Origin of the sequence: Mesorhizobium sp. M0207 (assembly GCF_040321995.1) — a bacterium.
Classification (GTDB): domain Bacteria; phylum Pseudomonadota; class Alphaproteobacteria; order Rhizobiales; family Rhizobiaceae; genus Mesorhizobium.
Window position 1 is genome coordinate 165145 of sequence record NZ_JAMYSQ010000009.1, and the last position, 20076, is coordinate 185220.

21 protein-coding genes and 2 pseudogenes are annotated in these 20076 nt (G+C 61.2%); 11 read left to right on the forward strand and 12 right to left on the reverse strand.

What is annotated here, in order from left to right; genetic code table 11:
- Positions 1 to 17: 17 nt before the first annotated feature.
- The 9 genes from trbJ to NKJ15_RS15145 all read right to left on the reverse strand — a co-directional run bounded on the left by trbJ (position 18) and on the right by NKJ15_RS15145 (position 8517).
- Positions 18 to 743 (reverse strand): P-type conjugative transfer protein TrbJ, encoded by a 726-nt coding sequence (gene trbJ, locus NKJ15_RS15105; protein ID WP_352815987.1) that lies wholly within the window; start codon positions 741 to 743, stop codon positions 18 to 20.
- Positions 740 to 3190 carry a conjugal transfer protein TrbE gene (trbE, locus tag NKJ15_RS15110; RefSeq protein WP_352815989.1) on the reverse strand — a complete coding sequence of 817 codons (2451 nt, stop codon included), beginning with the start codon at positions 3188 to 3190 and terminating at the stop codon, positions 740 to 742. The genes trbJ and trbE overlap by 4 nt, the downstream gene beginning before the upstream one ends.
- Positions 3184 to 3456, reverse strand: coding sequence for a VirB3 family type IV secretion system protein (locus tag NKJ15_RS15115; protein WP_352571685.1), 273 nt, complete (start codon positions 3454 to 3456; stop codon positions 3184 to 3186). Before NKJ15_RS15115 ends, trbE begins: the two co-directional genes overlap by 7 nt.
- Complete coding sequence (locus NKJ15_RS15120; protein WP_352547795.1) at positions 3456 to 3764, reverse strand: TrbC/VirB2 family type IV secretion system protein; 309 nt, start codon at positions 3762 to 3764, stop codon at positions 3456 to 3458. The genes NKJ15_RS15115 and NKJ15_RS15120 overlap by 1 nt, the downstream gene beginning before the upstream one ends.
- An 11-nt stretch (positions 3765 to 3775) precedes the next feature.
- Positions 3776 to 4744, reverse strand: coding sequence for a P-type conjugative transfer ATPase TrbB (gene trbB / locus NKJ15_RS15125; RefSeq protein WP_352547796.1), 969 nt, complete (start codon positions 4742 to 4744; stop codon positions 3776 to 3778).
- Complete coding sequence (locus NKJ15_RS15130; RefSeq protein WP_352547797.1) at positions 4741 to 5154, reverse strand: CopG family transcriptional regulator; 414 nt, start codon at positions 5152 to 5154, stop codon at positions 4741 to 4743. The genes trbB and NKJ15_RS15130 overlap by 4 nt, the downstream gene beginning before the upstream one ends.
- Positions 5155 to 5274: 120 nt before the next feature.
- Positions 5275 to 7302, reverse strand: coding sequence for a conjugal transfer protein TraG (locus tag NKJ15_RS15135; RefSeq protein ID WP_352815991.1), 2028 nt, complete (start codon positions 7300 to 7302; stop codon positions 5275 to 5277).
- 425 nt (positions 7303 to 7727) lie between these two features.
- Positions 7728 to 7970 carry a GcrA family cell cycle regulator gene (locus NKJ15_RS15140; RefSeq protein WP_352473685.1) on the reverse strand — a complete coding sequence of 81 codons (243 nt, stop codon included), beginning with the start codon at positions 7968 to 7970 and terminating at the stop codon, positions 7728 to 7730.
- A 313-nt stretch (positions 7971 to 8283) separates the two neighbouring features.
- Positions 8284 to 8517 carry a hypothetical protein gene (locus NKJ15_RS15145; RefSeq protein ID WP_352815993.1) on the reverse strand — a complete coding sequence of 78 codons (234 nt, stop codon included), beginning with the start codon at positions 8515 to 8517 and terminating at the stop codon, positions 8284 to 8286.
- A 20-nt stretch (positions 8518 to 8537) separates the two neighbouring features.
- On the opposite strand from NKJ15_RS15145, the gene NKJ15_RS15150 reads away from it, so the two are divergent.
- Positions 8538 to 9008 (forward strand): KTSC domain-containing protein, encoded by a 471-nt coding sequence (locus tag NKJ15_RS15150; RefSeq protein WP_352517826.1) that lies wholly within the window; start codon positions 8538 to 8540, stop codon positions 9006 to 9008.
- Between the two features lie 489 nt (positions 9009 to 9497).
- Here the strand turns inward: NKJ15_RS15150 and NKJ15_RS15155 are convergent, their stop codons facing one another.
- Positions 9498 to 9800, reverse strand: a complete 303-nt coding sequence (locus tag NKJ15_RS15155) for a KOW domain-containing RNA-binding protein (RefSeq protein WP_352815995.1) — start codon at positions 9798 to 9800, stop codon at positions 9498 to 9500.
- Positions 9801 to 9975: 175 nt separating this feature from the next.
- On the opposite strand from NKJ15_RS15155, the gene NKJ15_RS15160 reads away from it, so the two are divergent.
- The 4 genes and pseudogenes from NKJ15_RS15160 (at position 9976) to NKJ15_RS15170 (ending at position 12471) form a co-directional block, all read left to right on the forward strand.
- Positions 9976 to 10314 (forward strand): hypothetical protein, encoded by a 339-nt coding sequence (locus tag NKJ15_RS15160; protein WP_352755428.1) that lies wholly within the window; start codon positions 9976 to 9978, stop codon positions 10312 to 10314.
- A 1070-nt stretch (positions 10315 to 11384) separates the two neighbouring features.
- Positions 11385 to 11538: pseudogene (locus tag NKJ15_RS15165) on the forward strand (diguanylate cyclase); the annotation flags it as partial.
- A 143-nt stretch (positions 11539 to 11681) separates the two neighbouring features.
- Positions 11682 to 11894 (forward strand): hypothetical protein, encoded by a 213-nt coding sequence (locus NKJ15_RS32980; protein ID WP_502895030.1) that lies wholly within the window; start codon positions 11682 to 11684, stop codon positions 11892 to 11894.
- A 292-nt stretch (positions 11895 to 12186) separates the two neighbouring features.
- Positions 12187 to 12471: a DUF982 domain-containing protein gene (locus NKJ15_RS15170; protein WP_023680323.1), complete on the forward strand. Its 285-nt coding sequence runs from the start codon at positions 12187 to 12189 to the stop codon at positions 12469 to 12471.
- Between the two features lie 850 nt (positions 12472 to 13321).
- On the opposite strand, the gene NKJ15_RS15175 is transcribed toward NKJ15_RS15170, so the two are convergent.
- Positions 13322 to 14179 carry an alpha/beta fold hydrolase gene (locus tag NKJ15_RS15175; protein WP_352517822.1) on the reverse strand — a complete coding sequence of 286 codons (858 nt, stop codon included), beginning with the start codon at positions 14177 to 14179 and terminating at the stop codon, positions 13322 to 13324.
- Between the two features lie 253 nt (positions 14180 to 14432).
- Here NKJ15_RS15175 and NKJ15_RS15180 point away from each other — a divergent pair, with 253 nt between their 5' ends.
- The 6 genes and pseudogenes from NKJ15_RS15180 to NKJ15_RS15205 all read left to right on the forward strand — a co-directional run bounded on the left by NKJ15_RS15180 (position 14433) and on the right by NKJ15_RS15205 (position 18703).
- Positions 14433 to 15482 carry a YihY/virulence factor BrkB family protein gene (locus NKJ15_RS15180; RefSeq protein ID WP_352815998.1) on the forward strand — a complete coding sequence of 350 codons (1050 nt, stop codon included), beginning with the start codon at positions 14433 to 14435 and terminating at the stop codon, positions 15480 to 15482.
- Between the two features lie 48 nt (positions 15483 to 15530).
- Positions 15531 to 16076: pseudogene (locus NKJ15_RS32985) on the forward strand (transposase); the annotation flags it as partial.
- Between the two features lie 237 nt (positions 16077 to 16313).
- Positions 16314 to 16661, forward strand: coding sequence for a hypothetical protein (locus NKJ15_RS15190; protein WP_352457932.1), 348 nt, complete (start codon positions 16314 to 16316; stop codon positions 16659 to 16661).
- Between the two features lie 4 nt (positions 16662 to 16665).
- A complete protein-coding gene (locus tag NKJ15_RS15195) occupies positions 16666 to 17061 on the forward strand; it encodes a phage holin family protein (RefSeq protein WP_352457931.1) in 396 nt (131 codons plus the stop codon).
- The gene (locus tag NKJ15_RS15200; RefSeq protein WP_352816001.1) at positions 17058 to 17936 is read left to right on the forward strand and encodes a hypothetical protein; all 879 of its coding nucleotides are present in this window, start codon (positions 17058 to 17060) and stop codon (positions 17934 to 17936) included. Before NKJ15_RS15195 ends, NKJ15_RS15200 begins: the two co-directional genes overlap by 4 nt.
- Complete coding sequence (locus NKJ15_RS15205) at positions 17933 to 18703, forward strand: hypothetical protein (protein WP_352517818.1); 771 nt, start codon at positions 17933 to 17935, stop codon at positions 18701 to 18703. Before NKJ15_RS15200 ends, NKJ15_RS15205 begins: the two co-directional genes overlap by 4 nt.
- Before the next feature lie 833 nt (positions 18704 to 19536).
- Here NKJ15_RS15205 and NKJ15_RS15210 read toward each other — a convergent pair.
- Positions 19537 to 20046 (reverse strand): ferritin-like domain-containing protein, encoded by a 510-nt coding sequence (locus NKJ15_RS15210; RefSeq protein WP_352517817.1) that lies wholly within the window; start codon positions 20044 to 20046, stop codon positions 19537 to 19539.
- Positions 20047 to 20076 lie beyond the last annotated feature (30 nt).

The window sequence follows — 20076 nt, forward strand, 5'->3', positions numbered from 1 at the left end:
TCTTGAAGAACTGCTGATCAGTTGCCGGGATAGGCCGTACCGGTGCCCAGGAAACGCTTCGTCGTCTCGCGGGCGGCTTCCTCGGACTGCGCCTTGCGGGCAGCATCTTCGGCTTCAGCCCGGAACTGGGTCGCGAGCAGCGTCTGGATCTGGATCTGCTGCTTGGTCGAAAGCGCGATCAGCTGATTGGTGGCCTGGCTTGCCTCAAGGGCACCTGCCGCGCCCTGACTGCGGTTGACGAGATCGGTAACCAGGTCGCCGTCGGCCCGCACGTTCTCCACGATCTGCGACTGCGCGCTCATGGTTTGGCGGAACGCCTGCATGGCGTTTTGCCAGCGCTCGCGCGCGGCGCTCGCCACATCGCTGACCTTGATTGTGGCGTCGTAGCTTTCCGGATATTGCACACGCCACTGGTTCTGAAGCTTGTCGAGATCGAAGCTCAGGCCGCTGGCCTGGGTCATCAGGCCGTCGATCCGTTGGAGCGAACCTGTGAGCTGGCCGACGGAAGAAAAATCCAGGCGCTGAAGGTTGCGCGCCATGTTCTGCAGCATCGTCGCCTGGTTCTGAAGCGACTGGATCTGGTTGTTTATCTGCTCCAGGGAACGTGCCGCTGTCAGCACGTTCTGCGTATAATTCGACGGATCGAACACGATCAGGGCGTGGGCCGGCTGGACGTAGTCGGCCATCGGTTTTGCGATTAGGGAAACGGTGATCAGGCTGGTGAGAAGGCGGCGCCGCATCATGACGATTGCTCCTTGTCTGGTTGAGGGAATTGCTGGAGAAGCTCGGCAGCCCAATCGAGGCCGCGCGCACTCAGGAACCGGAAGGCAAAGCTGTCCTGCCCGTGCTCTGACAGGACGTTGTCGATCAAAGCTTGCGTGGCCGGATCAGAGGCGCCGCAGAGCGCAAGAGCGATCGGGCCGAGCCCGAGCTCGAAGAGGCGGTTGCCGCGGCGCGACTGCAGATAATACTGGTGCTTCGGTGTGGCACGGGCGACCAATTCGATCTGCCGCTCGTTCAGACCAAATCGCTCATAAGCCACCCGCGCCTGCGGTTCCACGGCACGGTCATTGGGGAGAAAAATGCGCTGTGGGCAGCTCTCGATGATCGCCGGCGCGATGGAAGAGCCCGCGATGTCGGCAAGCGACTGCGTGGCAAAGATCACCGACACGTTCTTCTTTCGCAGCACCTTCAGCCATTCACGGATGCGGGCGGCAAAGAGAGGGTTGTCGAGATAGACCCACGCCTCGTCGAGCATCAGCAGCGTCGGCCGTCCGTCGAACCGCTCCTCGAGACGATGGAACAGATAGGTGAGCACCGGGAGCACAGCGCCTTGGCTGTGCATCAGCTCTTCGGTCTCGAAACACTGCACATCCGACAAAGCCAGCCGATCTTCATCGGCATCGAGCAGCCGGCCGAAGGGACCGTCGAGCGTGTAGGGCATCAACGCGGCCTTGAGCCCATTGGACTGAAGCAGAACCGACAGGCCCGTCAGCGTGCGTTCCTGCACCGGCGCAGTGGCAAGGCTGATGAGTGCCGACCAGATCGCCTCCTTTACCTCCGGCGTAACGCTGACATTCTCATGGGCAACGAGGCCGGCGATCCATCCCGCCGCCCAGCTGCGAGTAGCCTGGTCGCCGATATTGCTCAGTGGCTGGAAGGCAAGCGCACCATCCGCGCCCAGCGCGTGGTGTTCTCCGCCCATGGCCAGTGTTGCCGCACGAGCCGAATTGCCCTTGTCGAAGACATAGACCTGCGCCCCGGCATAGCGTCGAAACTGCAGAGCGACTAGCGCAAGCAGAACCGACTTGCCGGCACCCGTCGGCCCAACGACCAGCATGTGGCCGACATCGCCAACGTGGGTGGAAACCCGAAACGGTGTCGACCCGTTGGTCTCTGCGAAGAGAAGCGGCGGGGATTCGGTCCCAGTCACGTTGGTGAGATGCTCGTTATCCACCGGACCGGCCCACGCCGACGACAGCGGCATGACATGGGCAAGATTCAGCGTGTGAACGAGCGGCTGGCGAACGTTAGCGTAGACATGACCGGGCAACGAGCCGAGCCACGCCTCGACCGCATTGATGCTTTCACGGATCGTGGTGAAGCCGAGCCCATTGACTATGCGCTCAACCGCTCGGAGCTTTTCCGCGGCGGCCTGTCGGTCCTGGTCCCATACCGTCACCGTTGTGGTGAGATAGCCGAAGCCGACGTGATCGCCGCCCAATGCCTGAAGGGCGACATCCGCATCGAGCGCCTTGTTGTCGGCGTCACTATCGACGAGAGGGACGGGTTCGTTGGTCACGACCTCGCGCAGGATGGCTGCGACCGATTTGCGCTTGGCAAACCACTGACGGCGCAACCGGGTCAGTGTCTTTGTGGCTTCCGTCTTGTCGAGCGGGATGAAGCGCGTCATCCAGCGGTAGGCGAAATCCTGATGGTTGAGCGCGTCGAGGATCCCTGGCCGGGTGACGTTCGGGAAACCAAGGATGGTGAGGGTGCACAGATGCTGCTCACCCAGCATCGGCTCCAGGCCGCCGGTAAGCGGCGCGTCAACCAGAACACCGTCGAGATACATTGGCGTTTCCGGCATGGCGACCGGATGGCGGTAGGTCGAGATTGTGCCGTGCAGATAGGTTAGCGTCTCGGCATCATCGAGGGCGCGCACTTCCGGCATGAACCCGGACAGCAAATCCAGGACGCGGTCGGTCTCGTCGCGAAACCACGCCAGCTCCTGGCGCCAGTCTCTAGCCCCTCCCGAGTGATGCGAGTCGACCAGTGCGCTTTCCGCCCGCGCCTGGCCATCTGGCGCCGGCATGAAGACCAAGGTTAGATGATAGCGACTCTCGAAGTGCGCGACCTTGCCCTCGAAGGCCGCGCGCCTTTCCTCATCGACCAGCCATGAGGCAGCATCGGGAAAAGCCGAGCTCGGATAGCCCAGCGCTTCAACGCGCTCGGCCTCGAAAAACAACCCCCATCCGGAGCCCAACCTTCGTAGCGCATTGTTGGCTCGTGCGCAGATGCCGACCAACTCGGCTTCGGTCGCGCTTTCAAGGTCGGGGCCACGGAACCGGAAGGTTCGCTGGAAGCTACTGTCTTTATTGAGCACGATGCCGGGCGCGACCAAAGCGGCCCAGGGCAGATGGTCGGCAAGCCGATCGGCTTTGCCGCGATACTCCGAAAGGTTCAGCATGCAAGCCACCCCTTCAGGCGAAGATGACGGACAAGCACGCTGGCGAAGTCCGGATCGCGGCGAGCGGCAAAGACCGCGAGGGTGTGGCCGGCGATCCAGAGCGCCAGTCCGGCGATCCACTGCTGCAGGCCAAGGCCTATTGCCGCGGCCACCGTGCCGTTGAGGATCGCCACCGCTCGCGGCGCGCCGCCCAGCAGGATCGGCTCAGTCAATGCCCTGTGAACGGGGACTTCGAAACCCTCGACATGCTGCTCTCCGGTGGCCATCAGACGAGTGCCCCGCCGCCGAAGGAGAAGAAGGAGAGAAAGAAGCTCGATGCCGCGAAGGCGATCGACAGGCCGAAGACAATCTGGATCAGCCGGCGAAAACCGCCTGCCGTGTCACCGAAAGCAAGGGTCAGGCCGGTGGTGATGATGATGATCACCGCGACGATCTTGGCGACCGGTCCCTGCACCGACTCAAGGATCTGCTGCAGCGGCTGTTCCCAAGGCATGCCGGAGCCCGCTGCGTGGGCCGGGAGGGTGAGAAGAAACGCGAGCGCGGTGGACGAAAGGAAGCGAAGCTTCTTGAGCATGAGGTGACCTTTCAAAACTGCTGGAGTTGCGGAAGCGTGAGCGGGGTGACGGCGTAATCACCGCTGCTGTCGAGACCGGTGACCTCAGCGATCGCGTCAATGCGGCGCGAGGATCCGCGCCCAGCGATGAAGACGATCAGATCTACCGCATCAGCGATGAGGCGGCGGGGAACGGTGACGACGGCTTCCTGGGCGAGCTGCTCGATACGGTAGAGAGCGGAGCGCGCCGAATTGGCGTGAACCGTCGCGATGCCGCCGGGATGCCCGGTGTTCCATGCCTTCAGCATGTCCAGGGCTTCCGCGCCCCTGACTTCGCCCACGATGATGCGGTCGGGTCTGAGCCGCAGGGTCGAGCGCACGAGATCGGCGAGCGTGACCGACCCCCGCCTCGTCCTCAAGGCAACGCAATCCTTCGCCGCGCATTGCAGTTCGCGCGTGTCCTCGATCAGGATCACCCGCTCGTCGCAATCGGCGGCTTGTGCCAGCAGCGCATTGGCAAGTGTTGTCTTGCCCGACGACGTGCCGCCGGCGACCAGGATGTTGCGCCGCTCGCGGACCGCCTTCTGCAGCGCATCGGCCTGCAGCGGCAGCATGACCCGGTCGGCGACATAGTCGGCCAACGTGTAGAGTTTCGCCGCAGGCTTTCGGATGGCGAAGCATGGCCCCAGCACGACAGGCGGCAGCAGACCCTCGAAGCGCTCGCCCGATGGCAATTCGGCGCTGACAATCGGATTGTCAGCATGCGCCTCGGCGCGCACGTGGGAGGCGACCAGGCGGATGATGCGTTCGGCCTCAGAAGGATGCATGTGCACGCCGGTGTCGACCCGGCCTTCACCCAACCGGTCGAGCCGCAGCGCACCGTCGGGATTGACCATCACCTCAATGACGGTCGGATCGGCAAGGGCTTCGGTGATCGCCGGACCCATGGCGGTGCGCAGCATGACGCGGCGGCGATGGTCGGCTTCCGGATGAGAACTCATCCTTCCCCTCCCCTGCGATCGTCGGTGCCAAGTGACCGTTTCCCGGAAGCGATTTGGCGGCCGACCTGTTCGACGAATTTGTCGAAGCGCTCCTGGGCAATCGCTTGCGTGGCCCTGTCCGGCACCGGCGTGTGAGCATGAAGCGTGATCGAAAAGCGGATGAAGAGCGCCAGGCTCTCCAGGATCATCTCGACATCGCGCCTGACATGTCCGAGGTCGCGGGAAAGACGGTCGAGCCTCTTGCCGTAGCGCTGGTCGAGTTCATTCTCCCCACGCCGCTCGATAAAGGTCTCGACCGCGTGCGCCACAATGGCCGATTTGGTGGTCGATGGATTGCGGCTGAGGTTCTCCAGCTTCTGGCTCAACTCGGGTTCAAGCAAAAACTGGTGACGAATGCGGTGGGGCTTCATGCTGCTCGTTCCCTCTGACCGGCGCTGATGCACCGGCGACGGGAACGAGCATCGTCGAGATCCTCGAAATCGCTTACGGCCGTTATCTACGCTGAGATGCGCCCGCGTATGGCGCGCCGTTCAGAAGCCGGGCACGATGTCCTTGTCGTCGCCCATTCCCTCGTTGAGGCCGTACGCACGTGCGGCGGTGGAAATCCGATCCATGACGCGCTTGTCGGCGAGCGTCTCGCAGTCATCGTCTGCGGGCGTGAACAGATCGCCCTGATCAGGCTCCTGGACGACGAGGGTCCGTTCTTCGCGCAGGCCCGGATGGCGCTGCTGCTGGACACCTCCGTCTTCGATTGCCGCGCCGGCACTGTCGTCATCGCCAGCAAGACGCCGATCCACGCCGCGCACCTGTCCACTCCAATCGTCCGGGCGCGACGTGGGCCGATCCGCGTAGGCACCGTCGCGCAGCACCGGCGAAGGCAGCACTCGCTCCGTGAAATTCGGATCCTGGTAATAACGCAACTTCTTGGCGCGAATCGGCGGCAATCCCGAAACCAGGATTAGTTCGTCAGCCTGCGGCAACTGCATCACCTCACCCGGCGTCAGCAGGGGGCGAGCGGTCTCTTGGCGGCTTACCATGACGTGGGACAACCAGGGCGCCAACCGATGGCCGGCATAGTTGCGCATCGATCTGAGTTCCGTCGCGGTACCGAGCGCGTCCGAGATGCGTTTGGCCGTGCGCTCGTCATTTGAGGAAAAGGCAATCCGCACATGGCAATTGTCGAGAATGGCGTTGTTCTCGCCATAGGCCTTGGAGATTTGGTTCAACGATTGCGCGATGAGATAGGCGCGGATGCCGTAACCCGCCATGAAGGCCAGCGCGGTCTCGAAGAAATCGAGCCGTCCCAGCGCCGGAAATTCATCGAGCATCATGAGAAGTTGGTGCTTACGGCTCTTCTTCGGGTCACCTTCCAGGCGCTCGGTCAGCCGCCGGCCGATTTGATTGAGCACCAATCGCACCAGGGGCTTAGTGCGCGAGATATCCGACGGCGGCACGACCAGATACAGCGACATCGGTCGCTCGGCATCCACAAGGTCGGCAATGCGCCAGTCGCAGGCCGATGTTGCCGCGGCAACCGTTGGATCTCGATAGAGCCCGAGAAACGACATGGCGGTCGAGAGAACGCCTGAGCGCTCGTTCTCTGACTTGTTCAGCACCTCACGAGCCGCCGAGGCCACGACCGGATGGACCTGAGGCTTGTCCACCGTGCCGAGGTGGTTTGTGGTCATCATCCGCTGCAGTGTCGCAGCGAATGAGCGTTGCGGGTCCGACAGGAAGGTGGCGACACGGGCGAGTGTCTTTTCCTCTTCGGCGTAGAGCACGTGCAAGATGGCGCCAACTAGGAGTGAATGACTGGTCTTCTCCCAATGGTTCCGCCGCTCCAGCGCGCCTTCCGGATCGACGAGAATGTCGGCGATGTTCTGAACGTCGCGGACCTCATCTGGACCTTTGCGCACTTCCAGCAGCGGGTTGTACCGCGCCGATCTCGGATCGGTCGGATTGAACAAGAGACAGTGCGAGAACTTCGACCTCCAGCCAGAGGTCAGCTGCCAGTTCTCGCCTTTGATGTCGTGAATGACGGCCGAGCCGGTCCAGGAAAGAAGGGTTGGAACAACGAGTCCGACGCCCTTGCCCGAACGTGTCGGCGCAAAGGCCATGACGTGTTCTGGTCCGTCATGGCGCAGATAGCGATAATTCAGTCCGCCAAGGAAAACGCCGGCCGGCTGAAACAGCCCCGCCTTCTCGATCTCCAGCTTCATGGCCCATCGTGAGGACCCATAGGTGGTGACCAACCCCCGCTGCCGTGCGCGCCAGAGGGACCCAGCTATCGCGGCGGCACAGCCCAGGAACCCGCTGGCTCCGGCAAGTATGCCAGCCTTGTCGAAGACTTCAGGCGCATAGGCGTCAAATTGGAACCACCATTCGAACAGTTTCCACGGCTGGTAGATCGGCCAGCCGACTGTCACAAACCATGGCGCGCCCAGTGGCGGCTGATAGGAGAGCATGTAGGCGCACCATTGGGTTGCAGTCCACACGCCAAGAATGACAATTGCGAATACGACAGCGATCTGCCCAATCAGCAACTTCGTGGGTGTCAATGGCTTGCTCCGCTCTTCTGGGCAGACGGACCAAACATCGCGCCGAGCGATGAGAATTCGAACGGCCGCTACGTGCGACTAGGTGCGATGACAAGGTTGATAGGCATTGTTCAGCTGCGAACAGCAAAAATCCGCCGCAGCAACCGATCGGCGGTGCCAGGTACGCGGTTTGGTCGCAGAAGATGTTGGGGCTTCAGGCGCGGGCACATTGAAGATGTGCTGACAGACAAACCTTTGGAGCCGACGCGTTTGTGCGATTAGCGAGCTGAAGGGCTCGGCGAGAAGTCGTCGTTCTCAATCGGGCGACGGGGATACATCGGCGAAGACGGCATAAGGCAGGATGGGCCAGACCGAGCCGACGGCAAGGTCGTAGCCAAGGCCTTGGAGCGCATAGCGCCTGGCCGGGAGGCCGCCGCCAGTCAGGCTTACGCGGCGCGTCGTTGAGCGAGGTGAAGACCCGAACGGGCTCGACGAGGGTCCACGGCGGTCACAATGTTGTGGTGGTGATCGCAGTAGACGCGATCCGGCGAAGTTGGCCCAGCACAAAAACGATAACCGCCAGGTACAGAAGCGTCTTCGCTCACCGGGAAGCGGCACTGATAGAGGCCTAGCTGAATGAGGGGGACGTCTCTCGAAGTTGGTCTGATATTTTCAGGATTTTCAGGCATGATGGTTTCCTAGTTCGTAGCAATTACCAGCTGACGGCCGCAGTGCGACCCGTCGGGACGAGCTTCTCTCGTTTTGGAGGGCTATGGGTCACCATATGGTGTTGGTAGCACCATCAATGAAGCCCTACGCCCTGCTTCTGAAGCCAATAGTTTGCGACTTAAGGCCACACGCGCGAACGCATTAGCAATCTACCATCGTGTCCCCGAGGCACTCGCCCGCCGCGGTTTGCCGGCGGCGGGGTGGCACTGGCTTGTGGGGCCCTAGGCCCACTCGCGGCGCTCGCACTCGATCTCGGTGCGGGTTTGCCGTGTCTCATCGCCGTGTCAGCGCCTTGCAAATGAGCGAAACCAAGCTGTCGCGCGCTCGCTCGTGGAGTGCGCCTTTCGGCCGCCATGCAAGGAAATCATCAACGCTCATCCAATCAGCCGGGTTTGTGTCGGCGTCTGGCTGGCTGAATTCCACATACAGATGCAGTTCGTCCGGCACGAAGACGACCCTCCACGATCCTTTGATGTCATTGGCAAGGTTATAGGCGAGGACGGCCATGGCGGGGCACTCCTTTCGCCGTGGAGCGTGCCTATCTCACGGGAAAATTCCATCGCCAGAAGTTGGTATTGACGCTCCCGCTTTCTCAGAAATCCAACGTCCGCATGATGCCGAAAGGTGCGGCTAGCTTTTTGTGTATCCTGGTTGGAACACGGGACCGCCGCGCAAGTTCGGTGCACGCAGCCATTCCTCCCCTCCAGGTATTGCTGCAGATCGGTATCCCGATCGGCCCGCGCTCCCCGCAAGGGCGCGGGCCTCGGCCTGTGGTGCTCATGCCATCTACTTCGATCCGCAAGATGGAATATGATCTGGATAGAAGGACCCTTTCGGTGTGGTTCGTCGCCAGCAGCAAGCGGTACGAGTTTGAGGGGGTACCGCCGGAAACCTTTGCCGCGTTCCGGGCCGCGTTCGCCAAGGGCCGCTATTTCAACGACCACATCCGCAACAATTTCCGCTACCGTCTGGTTGCGAGCGATAGCGACCCGGGATGACCTGACCTGCCGGCGGCTTCAATCGTCCTGTCGCTCCAACCGGCGGTTGGTGGACGCGTTGCCGCCGTTGCGCTTAGGGTTGGTTACGGTCCGCGCTCACTTGGCAAGCCCACCCCGCATCCCCCCGCCTGGTGCAAAGCGTTTGATCGGTCCCGCCGTTCTGGCAGTGCGGCGGGACTTTTTTGCGGTCCAGGTGGAACATCGGCGCGCGGGGAAGGCGCGGTGCACGCAGCACCCTTTTCTCATCCAACGTACGTCGGTGGCGCGCTGAAGGGTCTCAACGTCGGTCTGCCGCCGGAGCTCAACTAGCTGGACTATTGCTCGACCGGAAGCGGCTCGTGCTGCGGCTCAGCGTGGTGGAACACCTGTCCAAGATCGCGCGCGTCGAACGTTTGGCCGCAGACTGGGCAGTAGACCAAGTGCTTCGACTCGTCCTCTACCGGCCCGTCATGCGGCCTGCCCTCATAGCCTGTCGCGATGTTGTCGGTTCTAATCCGGGGCAACGACAAGTGCCTTTCGTCGTTTTGGCGGCCGATATTTCTCCATTAGCCGGACCTTGTCACGGTCGACCGTGACCAGCGGCCCGAGGTCGATAGTCACGGTGTCCTCGTCGATGCGCGTGACCTCGCCTTTCAGGTTGATTTGCTGGCCTCCGTTCACCTTGGTGTGGTCGATGATGGAATGTGGGAAGTCGTAACCTGGGATCGAGACCCTTACGCGGTCCTCTGTTACCCGCGTCAGAACCCTGGCCGTAATCGCCACCTGGTCACCAATGCCTATTCTCCGAGCCATGCCATGGATTCTGGTGCGGGCAGTGTCTTCTTCAGAGGCCTCTAATATACGCCGGCCATCCTAAGGCTGACCTACGACCAGAGTTACAAAAGTTGAACTTCACCGGGGAACACTCCTTCTGTCTGCCTGTTCAATTTGCCAGGCGCATCCCGCGCATTCAGACAGGAGAAAGAAGATGAAACGCATCCTTTTGGCTTCGGCCGTGCTGGCGCTGTCGGCCGGGCTTTCCTTTGCCCAGACGACGAGCGGAACTTCGAGCGGAACCTCGACCACCACAACCATGCCCAGCACGACGGATCAGGGCACCGGCACGACGAGCAGCGGGACCAACATGTCCGGCGATCAGGGCACCGACACGACCACCACCAGCGGCACCACAAATCCGAACTCGGCCAGAGACTGCGCGCCCGGCCAGCAGACTGGCAGCGCTCAGCAGGCGGCGCCTGGTCAGCAGGACACGACAGCCAACACCGCCGCGCCGGGCCAGGTGAAAAAGACCGACGAAGGTTGCTGATTGGCACATCGGCTCAGGTTGGGAATCACCAGCGTGTGGCTGGCTGATCTCCCCCGACCACCGCCTGAACTCAACTCGGCTGGCGAGCAAGTTCCCGCCAGCTCAACGTTCTGATGCTGAAAATACTGGCCCAGATCTATGCGGTCTCACCGTTAGCGCCAGCGAAGCGACGACACCGGGGCGGGACAGGCGGGGCCGCTACAGCTCCAGGCTTGTCTTCCCGGTGCGCACGGCGTCGACGACTTCGCGCATCGAGTCGAGGACGAGCTGCCGACGATCCGCATGCGGATCAGCAACTCAGGGTCGATCGAGGGACGGCCGACCGGGCAGGCCGCACCCTAATACCCAAGCGGAAAGGCCACGCCCACGCCTGGACACGGCCAGTGTATATCGGCGGGCTGCTTGCCAATGAGCTCTAGTGATGTCGAGCGCCCGCTGCGCCGATATGAGCGTGGAGGCCAAGAACAGGCGTATCAAAGGTCTGGCCTGATCGCGCCGGCTGATGATGCGCATAAAGGCCTGGGGGCCAGGCATCAGCGGCTCGGCCGTCGCCACGATCTCGGCCTGCCGCCACTTGTAGAAGGGCGCCAGATACTGGCGGATGGCCTTTAGCGTAGCGTCATGCTGGAGCGCCAACGGATCGGGATCGATGCCGTCAAAGGCGACAAGACCAAGTACCCAGGACGGAAGCCAGCAGCGATGGGGAAGCGCGACAAGATCGTGAAGTTGGATGCCGAGGGCATGACCAGAACAGCGATAGCCAAAGGAACTGGGGGTCAGTGAGCGGAGCGTTTATCCGGCGCTTCAGGGGACCGGTGAGCGCCGATAGGTGACCACTAGGACTACGAGGCGAATTAGGCCCCACCAGACTATGAAACGCTCCTCTCCCAAGCTGACCCGCGCTCTTCCGTATCTTGACCCTCAGCTTCAGACGCCTGTCGAGGAAGTGTTCGACGCTGGCCATCACCCGTGCGCCCGCACGCTCGCTGCGAACATAGAGGGCAGTCGTCGGCGTAGCGAACGAAGCAGTGCTTGCGTCGCTCCAGTTCCTTGGCGAGTTCGTCCAGCATTCCGACTTTGAAACATGGCTGATTTCCACACAGTCGCGGCGGGGCAAGACCGGCTTTTAAGCGGTTGAGACGGATCATGGATGGTCGCTGGCTCTGGATGACGGAAACGGATCAAAACGACGGCTGGATGCTCTGCATAGCCAACGAGATCACAATCTGCGGCTTCGGAAGCGAGGCTAGTCTCCATGACGTCAGGGCACGCCGCCGCTTCCGGTCTGCCAGTCTGGCGCATGTGTCAACAGTTCCGAGCCGAAGCACTGCACCGCCCTCCCAGCCAAAGAAAGTTGGCTCGCCCGACTGGCAGAAGAAGGCCTCGATGCTTCGCGCCTTCGCGGGGCCGTCAGCCAGACCATCGCCGGTGAGCCGCCGAAGGAACGTGGCATCCTTGCCGCGCTGCGCCGATCCCGCTGCCGGAGCCGATCTCCAGGTCAAGATCTGATGCGACATCTGCTCGATACAAACCGCCTCGGAGCCCCTGCTCTAAAGGACGGCCCAACGAAACGACCATAATCTTTTCATCTCCTCCCTCACAGCCGTCGAATTCGTCGCGGTGTGCTTGAGAAGCCGTCGGGCAAGCGGCGTGACGAGCGGCGTCGGACGGTGCACAGATGCTTTTTGCCGGCCGGGTCCTGTTGTACGACGAGAGGATGGTCCGGCTAGGCAAAGTGCCGGGCCCAAGGAGAGCCAGCTCAGCCTCAATCGAATCGGCCAGCGGTTCTTTGAATTCGCGGTAATCCACATTCATGCAACCACTGCCCTTGTCTTCGCGTTTAGCTGCGTTCAATCGTGGGGAGCGACAAGAATGCGGGCCTTCAGTCCAATTACAATCTGCCTCAATCGCAACCTGACGGTGGTCGCGTCCATAGCCGACGCAATGAAGGTGCTTCAGCAACCATGGCCTAGAATGGGAAAGCCGGGGCGGCTCAACGCGATCCGAATGGTCGAGGAGTCCCTCGCCGGGCATTGCAGCCAGCAAGCTGCGCTCGAGGCCTTCAAGGCGGCGGCGGCTGAACAGGGACTCCTTAGAACAAGAGGGACCACCGCAGGTTTGGGGAAAATTGCGCGGATGGTTGAAGATCTGATGTGAGGTCATGCCGGCCTCGCTAACACTGAAGAGCCGCCCCACTTGAAGCCCGAAATACTGCCTTCTCCCGCGGCAGCCGAAACGCCTCAAAACGGGCTATTAGCCTGGACGTGAGAAGGCCCTGGCTTCGTCCGGGACAGCCAGGACCCAAGTCGCGGCGGTGGCAACTAATCTGGTGGTGGCCGTCAGATGGTTCAGCCAGGTCGGCACGAGAACCGAAGATAACCGGGACTGTGCCGGCGTCGGCATTCGCAAAGAGGGGCACTCTGCATCGTTCTCGATGGCTAATCAGCAGGAAGGAACGTCTTGGCCTCTTTGGCAGCAGCCTCGAAGGCCTGACGGACCTCCACCGGGGTCAGCCGCCCCTAAAATGCGTCGGCGCAGGACTGGATCGCCAGCTTCCACTTCGGTCCCCTCTTCGGCCACTTCATGTTCCTCGGCGGCTCCCTTGACGTGGCTCACCCCGTAGGTGAGCCCAGGTCGGTTGGCCCTGACGTAGACCGGAGGGGATAACCAGTGGAGTGCCATGAGGGGGAACTTAGGCGGGAAGAGCCCGTTGACCAACCCAGCTGTAGGCGCGGATAGGGGAACGATGTAGGCCCCTCGCGGGTTTAGAGGTTGCAGCGGTCGTTCTTCGGATGTGCAGCCGCTGTGGCGGGGGTCCGTCGCCTCTCCTTGCTGGCGGCGGGCTCCGCAAAGCGCGGTGTTGGTCGGAGACAATAGAACCTTATACCGCAATCCAACTTAGCTAGTTGTAATGTCCCCTCCTCTTTTGCAGCAGCCAGGAATGCCCTGCAGGCCTCCTCCGGCTCCATCTGACGCTGCCCCCAGTTTCTATCCATTTTTGAGTTCTTCAGCCCTCCAGGAACGCCAGAAGCGCCGCATTCACCTCGTTGCTCTCTTCGCGTTGAACCCAATGCGTCCCCTTCTCGAAAGTCTGCAGGCGGCCATCGTCGCAAAGGGCGAGACTGCGCTTGGCCAGCCCGGATTCCAGAGCCTGGTCCCGCATCCCCCAGATTACAAGAGTGGGCGTCGTGATCCGCTCCTTCAGGCTCGGGCGAAAGCGCAGGGCGCGATACCAGTTGAGCATGTTGGTCAGCGCCCCCGGCCGCTCCCAGGCCTGCCGATATTCTGCAATCTCCTCTTCTTCGAAGGCGCCTGCCCGGCTGGATGTCCTGAGTGCTCGTGCGAGCAAGGCCGAGCGGCGCGCACCCAAAACGGCTTCGGGCAGCAAGGGGATCTGGAAGAAAACCGCGTAGCTGCTCCGCAGAAACTGCGTCGGAGATCGCAGGGCATGGGTAAACAGCACCTCGGGATGGGGCGCATTCAGGATGACGAGCTTGTCCAGGCGATGAGGCAAGTTTGCCCCGGCGGCCCAAGCGACGATGCCGCCCCAGTCATGGCCGACGAGGTGAAACCTTCCGATGCCGAGCGCGTCGGCCAGGGCGACGACATCGCCGAGGAGCTTGGGGAGCGTGTACTCGTGGATGCCCTCGGGCTTGTCGCTGGTGTTGTAGCCCCTCTGGTCGGGAACGATGACCCGATATCCGGCGGAAGCGAGCGTACGGATCTGCCGTCTCCAGCCGATCCAGAAGTCCGGGAACCCGTGCAGGAGCATGACCGGCTTACCCTCGGCAGGCCCGGCCTGAACGACATGAAGCCGAATGCTTCCGGCGTTGACGAACTGATGTTCAGGCGCGAGTGAGATCATGGCTGGTAACGTGGGTGTCGTTAAAGTGATCCAGCGCAATGAGGATTTAGATCAGGCTGCGTCGTCCCGACAACATGCACGCTCAGCCGTCGCATCCTCCGCCAGATGGGCATGGGAGCCGAAGGGCCAAGTGGGGATGGCGCAGGTGTTGGTACAGGCGGCGGATGTTTATTTGTAAGCGCAGGTCTGCACCTGCATCCTTTGGCGCTATTATACGTTTGCCCCGCGAAGAAGATGCTCCGGACCGGCGGCCATGTCGAAGAAAACAACCGAGGACGCTTACGAAGGTCAAGTGCAACTTGAGCGGCGGGCCGAACGGGAGAGCCGCGGACGCAATGCCGAATGGCCGTCAGAGATTCCCAGCCGCGGCTGGAAGGACGTGCTGTGGCGGGTCTTCGCTGAGCTCACCGAGGACCGTGTTATGCTTATCGCGGCCGGGGCCGCATTCTATCTGCTTCTTGCCCTCTTTCCAGCACTTGCCGCCTTCGTGTCCATCTACGGTTTCGTCGCCGATCCTCAGACCATCTCTGAGCACATTGCGTTCCTTGGCGGCGTACTGCCTTCGGGAGGGCTGGATATTATCAGATCTCAGCTTGCGTCCTTGGCCGCTCAGAAGGCTGGCGCGCTCAGCTTCGGCTTCATCTTCGGCCTTGCCGTCGCACTGTGGAGCGCCAGTAACGGCATAAAGACGCTATTCGAAGCCATGAACATCGCCTACGAGGAGAGTGAAAAGCGCGGCTTCATCCACCTGAATCTCCTGGCCTTGGGCTTCACGCTTGGCGCCATCCTCATTGGTATCGCCTTTATCATCTCGGTGGGGATTGTGCCGGCCATGCTTGTGCTGCTGAACCTCGGCGGCTGGACCGAAGCCCTTGTGCGGATCCTTCGGTGGCCGATGATGCTGATCATGGTGGGCGTCGGGATCACGCTGATTTACCGCTACGGGCCCAGCCGGGAAAGGGCAAAGTGGCAATGGGCGACATGGGGCGCCTTCCTCGCGGCTGTGGTCTGGATCGCAGTCTCGATAGGCTTCTCCTATTATCTTGAAAACTTCGCCAACTACAACGCCACGTATGGAGCCCTTGGGGCAGTCATCGGCTTGATGATGTGGACTTGGATTTCTGTGATTATCCTGGTTGTAGGTGCGGAGCTGAATTCCGAGATGGAGCATCAGACAGCGATGGACACCACCACAGGTGCGCAGCAGCCGATGGGTGCGCGAGGTGCCACGGTCGCCGACACACTGGGCGGACCGGCCGATGCCGCCGACCAGCAGTCGCGTTTGGACGAGCGCAACGCGTAGCGCGCAGATCAATTTGCACGCCATCGTCAAGCGGCTGCAGCCGAGCGTGAGCAACGGCTCAAGGCGCTGGTCGCCCGGCTTGCCCAGGTGACTGGCGATCTCACCATCCAGAAGCAACGCAAAAGCATCGTCGCCGATGCCGAAACCTCGCCAGCCTCGACGAGGTTCATTGTTCTGCTCAAGCGTCAGAGCCGCCGACTTGAAGGGCGAGATCGCCTCGCTACTCGACGACGATCCGCTGTGGGCCTGTCTCGATCAGGTCTTCGGTTCGGTCAAGGGCCCCGCGTACTCCTGATGGCCGAGTTGTCCGAGATTGACACCTTTCCAATAAGGCCATCGTCAAACTCGTGGGCTTGGCGCCGATCGCCAATGACAGCGGCAGACGCAGCGGTCGAAGACCGGTGCGCGGCGGCCGTAAAGGTCCGCGCTCCATCCTCTTCCTCATCGCGCTCACCGTCGCCAGATATGATCCCCCCGCGCCTTCAGACAGGAAAGGAAAAGATGACTATTCGCATTGCGCCCGCCCGCAAGCTACCCATCATTCCCAATGCAAAAGCACGCGATGCGCGCCACGAGTTCGCAAACGCAACTTGACACCCCAGATAGTCACTCATTGGGAACCAACGTGCCTTACCTCCGTTTGCTCCTCGAATGGAGGAAACCATGAACAACCGGAATTCTGAACGGCGTCCCCCGACTGCGGTAAGAGCTGGTGACGGTACCTCGGAAGACATAGGAGCGACCGTAAGCGGCACGTTATCCAAAGCGTCCGACATAGCGCAAGGGGCAGCGGAAACCGCCAAACGGGCGGCCGTTGGTGGCGCGTCCACCGTGACCAATCAGGTGAAGGAGATGTTGGACCGTCAGGTCGGCAGCGGCGCCGAGGTGATGGGCCAACTGGCGAGTTCGACCAAGCGTGCGGCCGAGGACCTCGACGCAAACGCACCGATAGTCGCTGGGGTCGTGCGCACCTTCGCGAATAGGCTTGATGGATACGCAGACGACCTGCGAGACAGGTCCGTCGATCAGCTGGTTCTTGCAGCGTCCGATTTGGCGAGGCGCAAGCCGGGTTTGGTGTTTGGGCTGGCCGCCGTAGCGGGCTTTTTGACGTTCCGCACACTGAAGAGCGCGCCTCCCGCACCAGAGTCCAACAAGGGAAGGCGGCAGGGAGCGAACTGATCTGATGGCACAGGAACAACTGAAGAATTCGCCTCTCCCTCAAGCACTGTCGGCAGTGTTGGCGGACGTCGCGGACCTCTTTCAAAAAGAGTTGCGCCTGGCGCATGCGGAGCTGTCCGCCAACGTCTCAACGAAGCTCCAAGCAGGTGTGTGGATGTCTGCTGCTGGCGTGCTGGGAGTGGTCGCCGCTCTGCTTCTAGTGCAAGCCCTCGTACTTGGAATAGCCAGCTTAGGGATGGCCCTGCACTGGTCGTGTCTGATCGTCGCGGCCGCAACGGCCCTCGCCGCTGCTTTCGCCTACTATCGGGGCCGCGCTGATGCGCAAAAAGAACTTCTGCCGACACACTCCATAAGCCAAATAAAGCAGGATATTGCGACAACCAAGGAGCAATTAACATGAGCCGCAATTCACAGGTCCAGGATTTTGGAACGAAAGAATGGCTTCTCAGCTCCGCTAGGAACAATCCCGAAGGCCTTCTGCTCGTCGCAGCAGGGTGCGCGCTGCTAATGCGCAGCCGCAGTTCAAGTGCCGGGCATCGCGAGCAATCCCGTGCAACCGACGGGCGCCAAAATGCTCCGCACGTACGCACCGCCAGCGGCGGGGCGTCCAAAGCGCAGGAAGAGGCTAGCGAGACAGCAGAGGCCATGCGCGACAATTTAGCCGGCATTGGGGAGAAGGTGAGTGAAACCGCAAGTCAGTACGCATCATCCGCCGCGTCATACGCAGAACAGGCCGGTCGCTCCGTATCCGAGAAGTCAGGGCGCGTGGTGCAGCAAGCCCAATCAACGTTGCAAGACACGATTGGCCGCATGGTGGAAGAACAGCCATTGGCTTTTGTTCTGGCCGGCTTCGCAGCTGGTGCCGCTATAGCTGCTGCTTTGCCGGCCAGCGATGTCGAGAGGCGCACGCTCGGCCCAGCAGGAGAGCGATTGACGGATGCTGCTGAAAAAGCTGGGGAACGCTTGAAGTCCTCGACAGCAAAGGCGGGCGAACGGCTCAAAAGCGCCGCCGAGGAACATGGGCTGAATTCGGACGGCCTCAAGGAGGTCGCAAGGGACGTTGCGGGTGCCTTTGGGAGTGCCTTATCAGAAGAGCAATCAAGTGAACCCGTGCAGCCGTCTTCGCCAAGCCCAAGTGGATCGAGCGGTCCATCCACCGCCAAGCTGCAACCGGGCAGCGCCACCCCTTCGGAAGGACTAACGGCCAAATCGCAGCGGTCGGACAACCCTCGGTCGAGCAAACCTGCCCGCCCCGGTGGCAAGAGAGATTTATGATGGCCGATCCGCAACTTGAGCATCTTGAATACGAAGTTGAGGCTGCCCGGGCTAAGCTCGCCGAGGATTTGTCGACACTTCGGTCGCCAAACACGCTCTCCGAGTTTACCGATGATTTGAAACACGAAGCGCTTGAGGCAAAGGATGCGCTGGTAGAGAAAGCAAGAGCCTCAATGCAATCGGTGGCGCAGGCGACTATTGACGATCTCAAGGCCAAGGCGGCTGCCAATCCGAGCGCTGCTTTGGCGATTGGGGCCGGTTTGGGGTGGCGTTTCCTCCGCCATCCGCCGATCGCAACCGCACTCGTCGGAGCGGGATTGATCAGCTTGTTGCGGACCAATTCAGCCCGGCCACCCGGCGAGCAGCAGGTGGATCACCTATCGTACGCCAAGGAGCGCCTGAAGGAGCAATCTAGTGATTTGGCGGAAAGCGTCAGTGATTTCGCTCTTGAAACGGCTGGTAAAATAAAACGCGAAGCTGCCGAGTTGACCGGCGTGGCCAAGGAAACTGTTAAAGAGAAGACAGAACGTCTGGCTGCCGCTATCCGCCGTAGCGGCGATGGGCAGCACGAGGGCGAGACTGCCGCAAGAGCATCCGCGCCCTTCGATGAAGCGTCGTTAGCTCGCCAAGACGCATTGCGCGATGAGCATACCGAGGACAAACTCCTTCTGGCGGCAGCAGGTTTGGCAGTCGCCGCGGCTGTCGGCTTTGCCTATCAACGACGTCGGAATGAGCAGATGGACACCGACCGAACTGGAAGGGCGTAGACAGAGGTCATTGCAGAGAAACAGTCGTCCTGAAGGCAAAGTATGATGCCGCGCTCACATTTATCGAGTCCCGACGAGTTCAGCCATCGGGTTGCATATTCTGGAACCACGGACGGCGCGATGACGATGCGCACGGCGGAGAAGATCGGACAAAGGGGTCAAGCCCTTCGAGCATGATGATCGTCGGCCGGTCGGTCATGGCCCTCAGCGAAACCGCCAGCGACCGGCTGAAGCGGAATTTCACCCCGAAAACGATGCAAGTGCTGCCGACGCCATAACGTGAGCGCAAGAATTGGCAGTTTAATTGTATCTTTTGCGAGCGAAAACATCTGCACGCTCCCGCATTACGCGATATTAACGCCAGTTTTCCATTGTAAGTTCCCTCGCTGGGCTGGGCTGACAGGAACCTCTGCCCGTCGCTGGCGCGCTCTGTCCCCTGTCAGGACGAACTTTCTCGGATCCGCTTGGCGCTGCCGGTGCCCGCGCACGCAACTGCTCAGTCATCAGGGACGAGTGTTCTCGGGCATTCCGCTATCGCGACCTCGTTTCCAACGTTTTAACACGCCCACTCGAGCTTGATCTCGCCGAGCGCTGCGCTAGCCCTTCCGATCTGGCTATTGCCAATGTGTATTTGACCAGGCTTGCGCAGGCGAACGCTTCGACTCGCTAAGTGACGACGCCGCAATATTAGCATCGCTCGTCGTTGCAATTTCTCGAAATGCGCAGCTCGACGACCGCCTGCTAGGCGTATTCGTTGCCCAGCGCTCACGAAGGGGACGCGCTAGCGGACGAATCCCGATCACCCAGTTCACGATCACTACGTTCCTACCCGATCACCGCTTGGCGCTGTCGCTGTCCGCTTCGGCCCGCGCAAGGAACTGCTCGGTCGTCGAGGGAAGACGGGTTTTCAGCCAATCCGCCATCGCGACTTCCTCTCGCAGATTCTCTTCGCAAGCCCGAAGAACCTCCGTTTCGCCGAGCGATCGAGCAGCGGCAATCAGGATCGTGTAGGAGGCGATTTCCATATGCTCGAACGTGTAGCTCGCGAGCGATCCTTTCATCACCTCGTCTCCAGCGAAGACGCCGCTCAGCGATTGCGCCATCGCCGTCAGCTTACCGCCAGCGTCCTTCATCGTGGATGAACCCTCGTCCATCTGATCGAGACAAGTCTTCAGCCGGGCAGCCTGCTGCTTCGTTTCGTCGAGGTGCTGTCGGATTCGGTCGCTCAGCTCGGGATAGTTCTCGATGCGACCCAACTGCCCGTTCAACATCGTTTCGGCCTGCTCTTCCATGGCATGAGCATCTCTAAGCCATTGGACAAACCATTCGCGGCTTTCTGACATTTCGAATCTCCTTTGCGATCTAAGGAAACT

Bases quoted from the DNA above. Each gene is read 5' to 3' on its own strand.
- trbJ (WP_352815987.1), bottom strand. From the start codon at position 743: ATGATGCGGCGCCGCCTTCTCACCAGCCTGATCACCGTTTCCCTAATC.
- trbE (WP_352815989.1), bottom strand. From the start codon at position 3,190: ATGCTGAACCTTTCGGAGTATCGCGGCAAAGCCGATCGGCTTGCCGAC.
- NKJ15_RS15115 (WP_352571685.1), bottom strand. From the start codon at position 3,456: ATGGCCACCGGAGAGCAGCATGTCGAGGGTTTCGAAGTCCCCGTTCAC.
- NKJ15_RS15120 (WP_352547795.1), bottom strand. From the start codon at position 3,764: ATGCTCAAGAAGCTTCGCTTCCTTTCGTCCACCGCGCTCGCGTTTCTT.
- trbB (WP_352547796.1), bottom strand. From the start codon at position 4,744: ATGAGTTCTCATCCGGAAGCCGACCATCGCCGCCGCGTCATGCTGCGC.
- NKJ15_RS15130 (WP_352547797.1), bottom strand. From the start codon at position 5,154: ATGAAGCCCCACCGCATTCGTCACCAGTTTTTGCTTGAACCCGAGTTG.
- NKJ15_RS15140 (WP_352473685.1), bottom strand. From the start codon at position 7,970: ATGCCTGAAAATCCTGAAAATATCAGACCAACTTCGAGAGACGTCCCC.
- NKJ15_RS15145 (WP_352815993.1), bottom strand. From the start codon at position 8,517: ATGGCCGTCCTCGCCTATAACCTTGCCAATGACATCAAAGGATCGTGG.
- NKJ15_RS15155 (WP_352815995.1), bottom strand. From the start codon at position 9,800: ATGGCTCGGAGAATAGGCATTGGTGACCAGGTGGCGATTACGGCCAGG.
- NKJ15_RS15160 (WP_352755428.1), top strand. From the start codon at position 9,976: ATGAAACGCATCCTTTTGGCTTCGGCCGTGCTGGCGCTGTCGGCCGGG.
- NKJ15_RS15170 (WP_023680323.1), top strand. From the start codon at position 12,187: ATGCGGGCCTTCAGTCCAATTACAATCTGCCTCAATCGCAACCTGACG.
- NKJ15_RS15175 (WP_352517822.1), bottom strand. From the start codon at position 14,179: ATGATCTCACTCGCGCCTGAACATCAGTTCGTCAACGCCGGAAGCATT.
- NKJ15_RS15180 (WP_352815998.1), top strand. From the start codon at position 14,433: ATGTCGAAGAAAACAACCGAGGACGCTTACGAAGGTCAAGTGCAACTT.
- NKJ15_RS15195 (WP_352457931.1), top strand. From the start codon at position 16,666: ATGGCACAGGAACAACTGAAGAATTCGCCTCTCCCTCAAGCACTGTCG.
- NKJ15_RS15200 (WP_352816001.1), top strand. From the start codon at position 17,058: ATGAGCCGCAATTCACAGGTCCAGGATTTTGGAACGAAAGAATGGCTT.
- NKJ15_RS15205 (WP_352517818.1), top strand. From the start codon at position 17,933: ATGATGGCCGATCCGCAACTTGAGCATCTTGAATACGAAGTTGAGGCT.
- NKJ15_RS15210 (WP_352517817.1), bottom strand. From the start codon at position 20,046: ATGTCAGAAAGCCGCGAATGGTTTGTCCAATGGCTTAGAGATGCTCAT.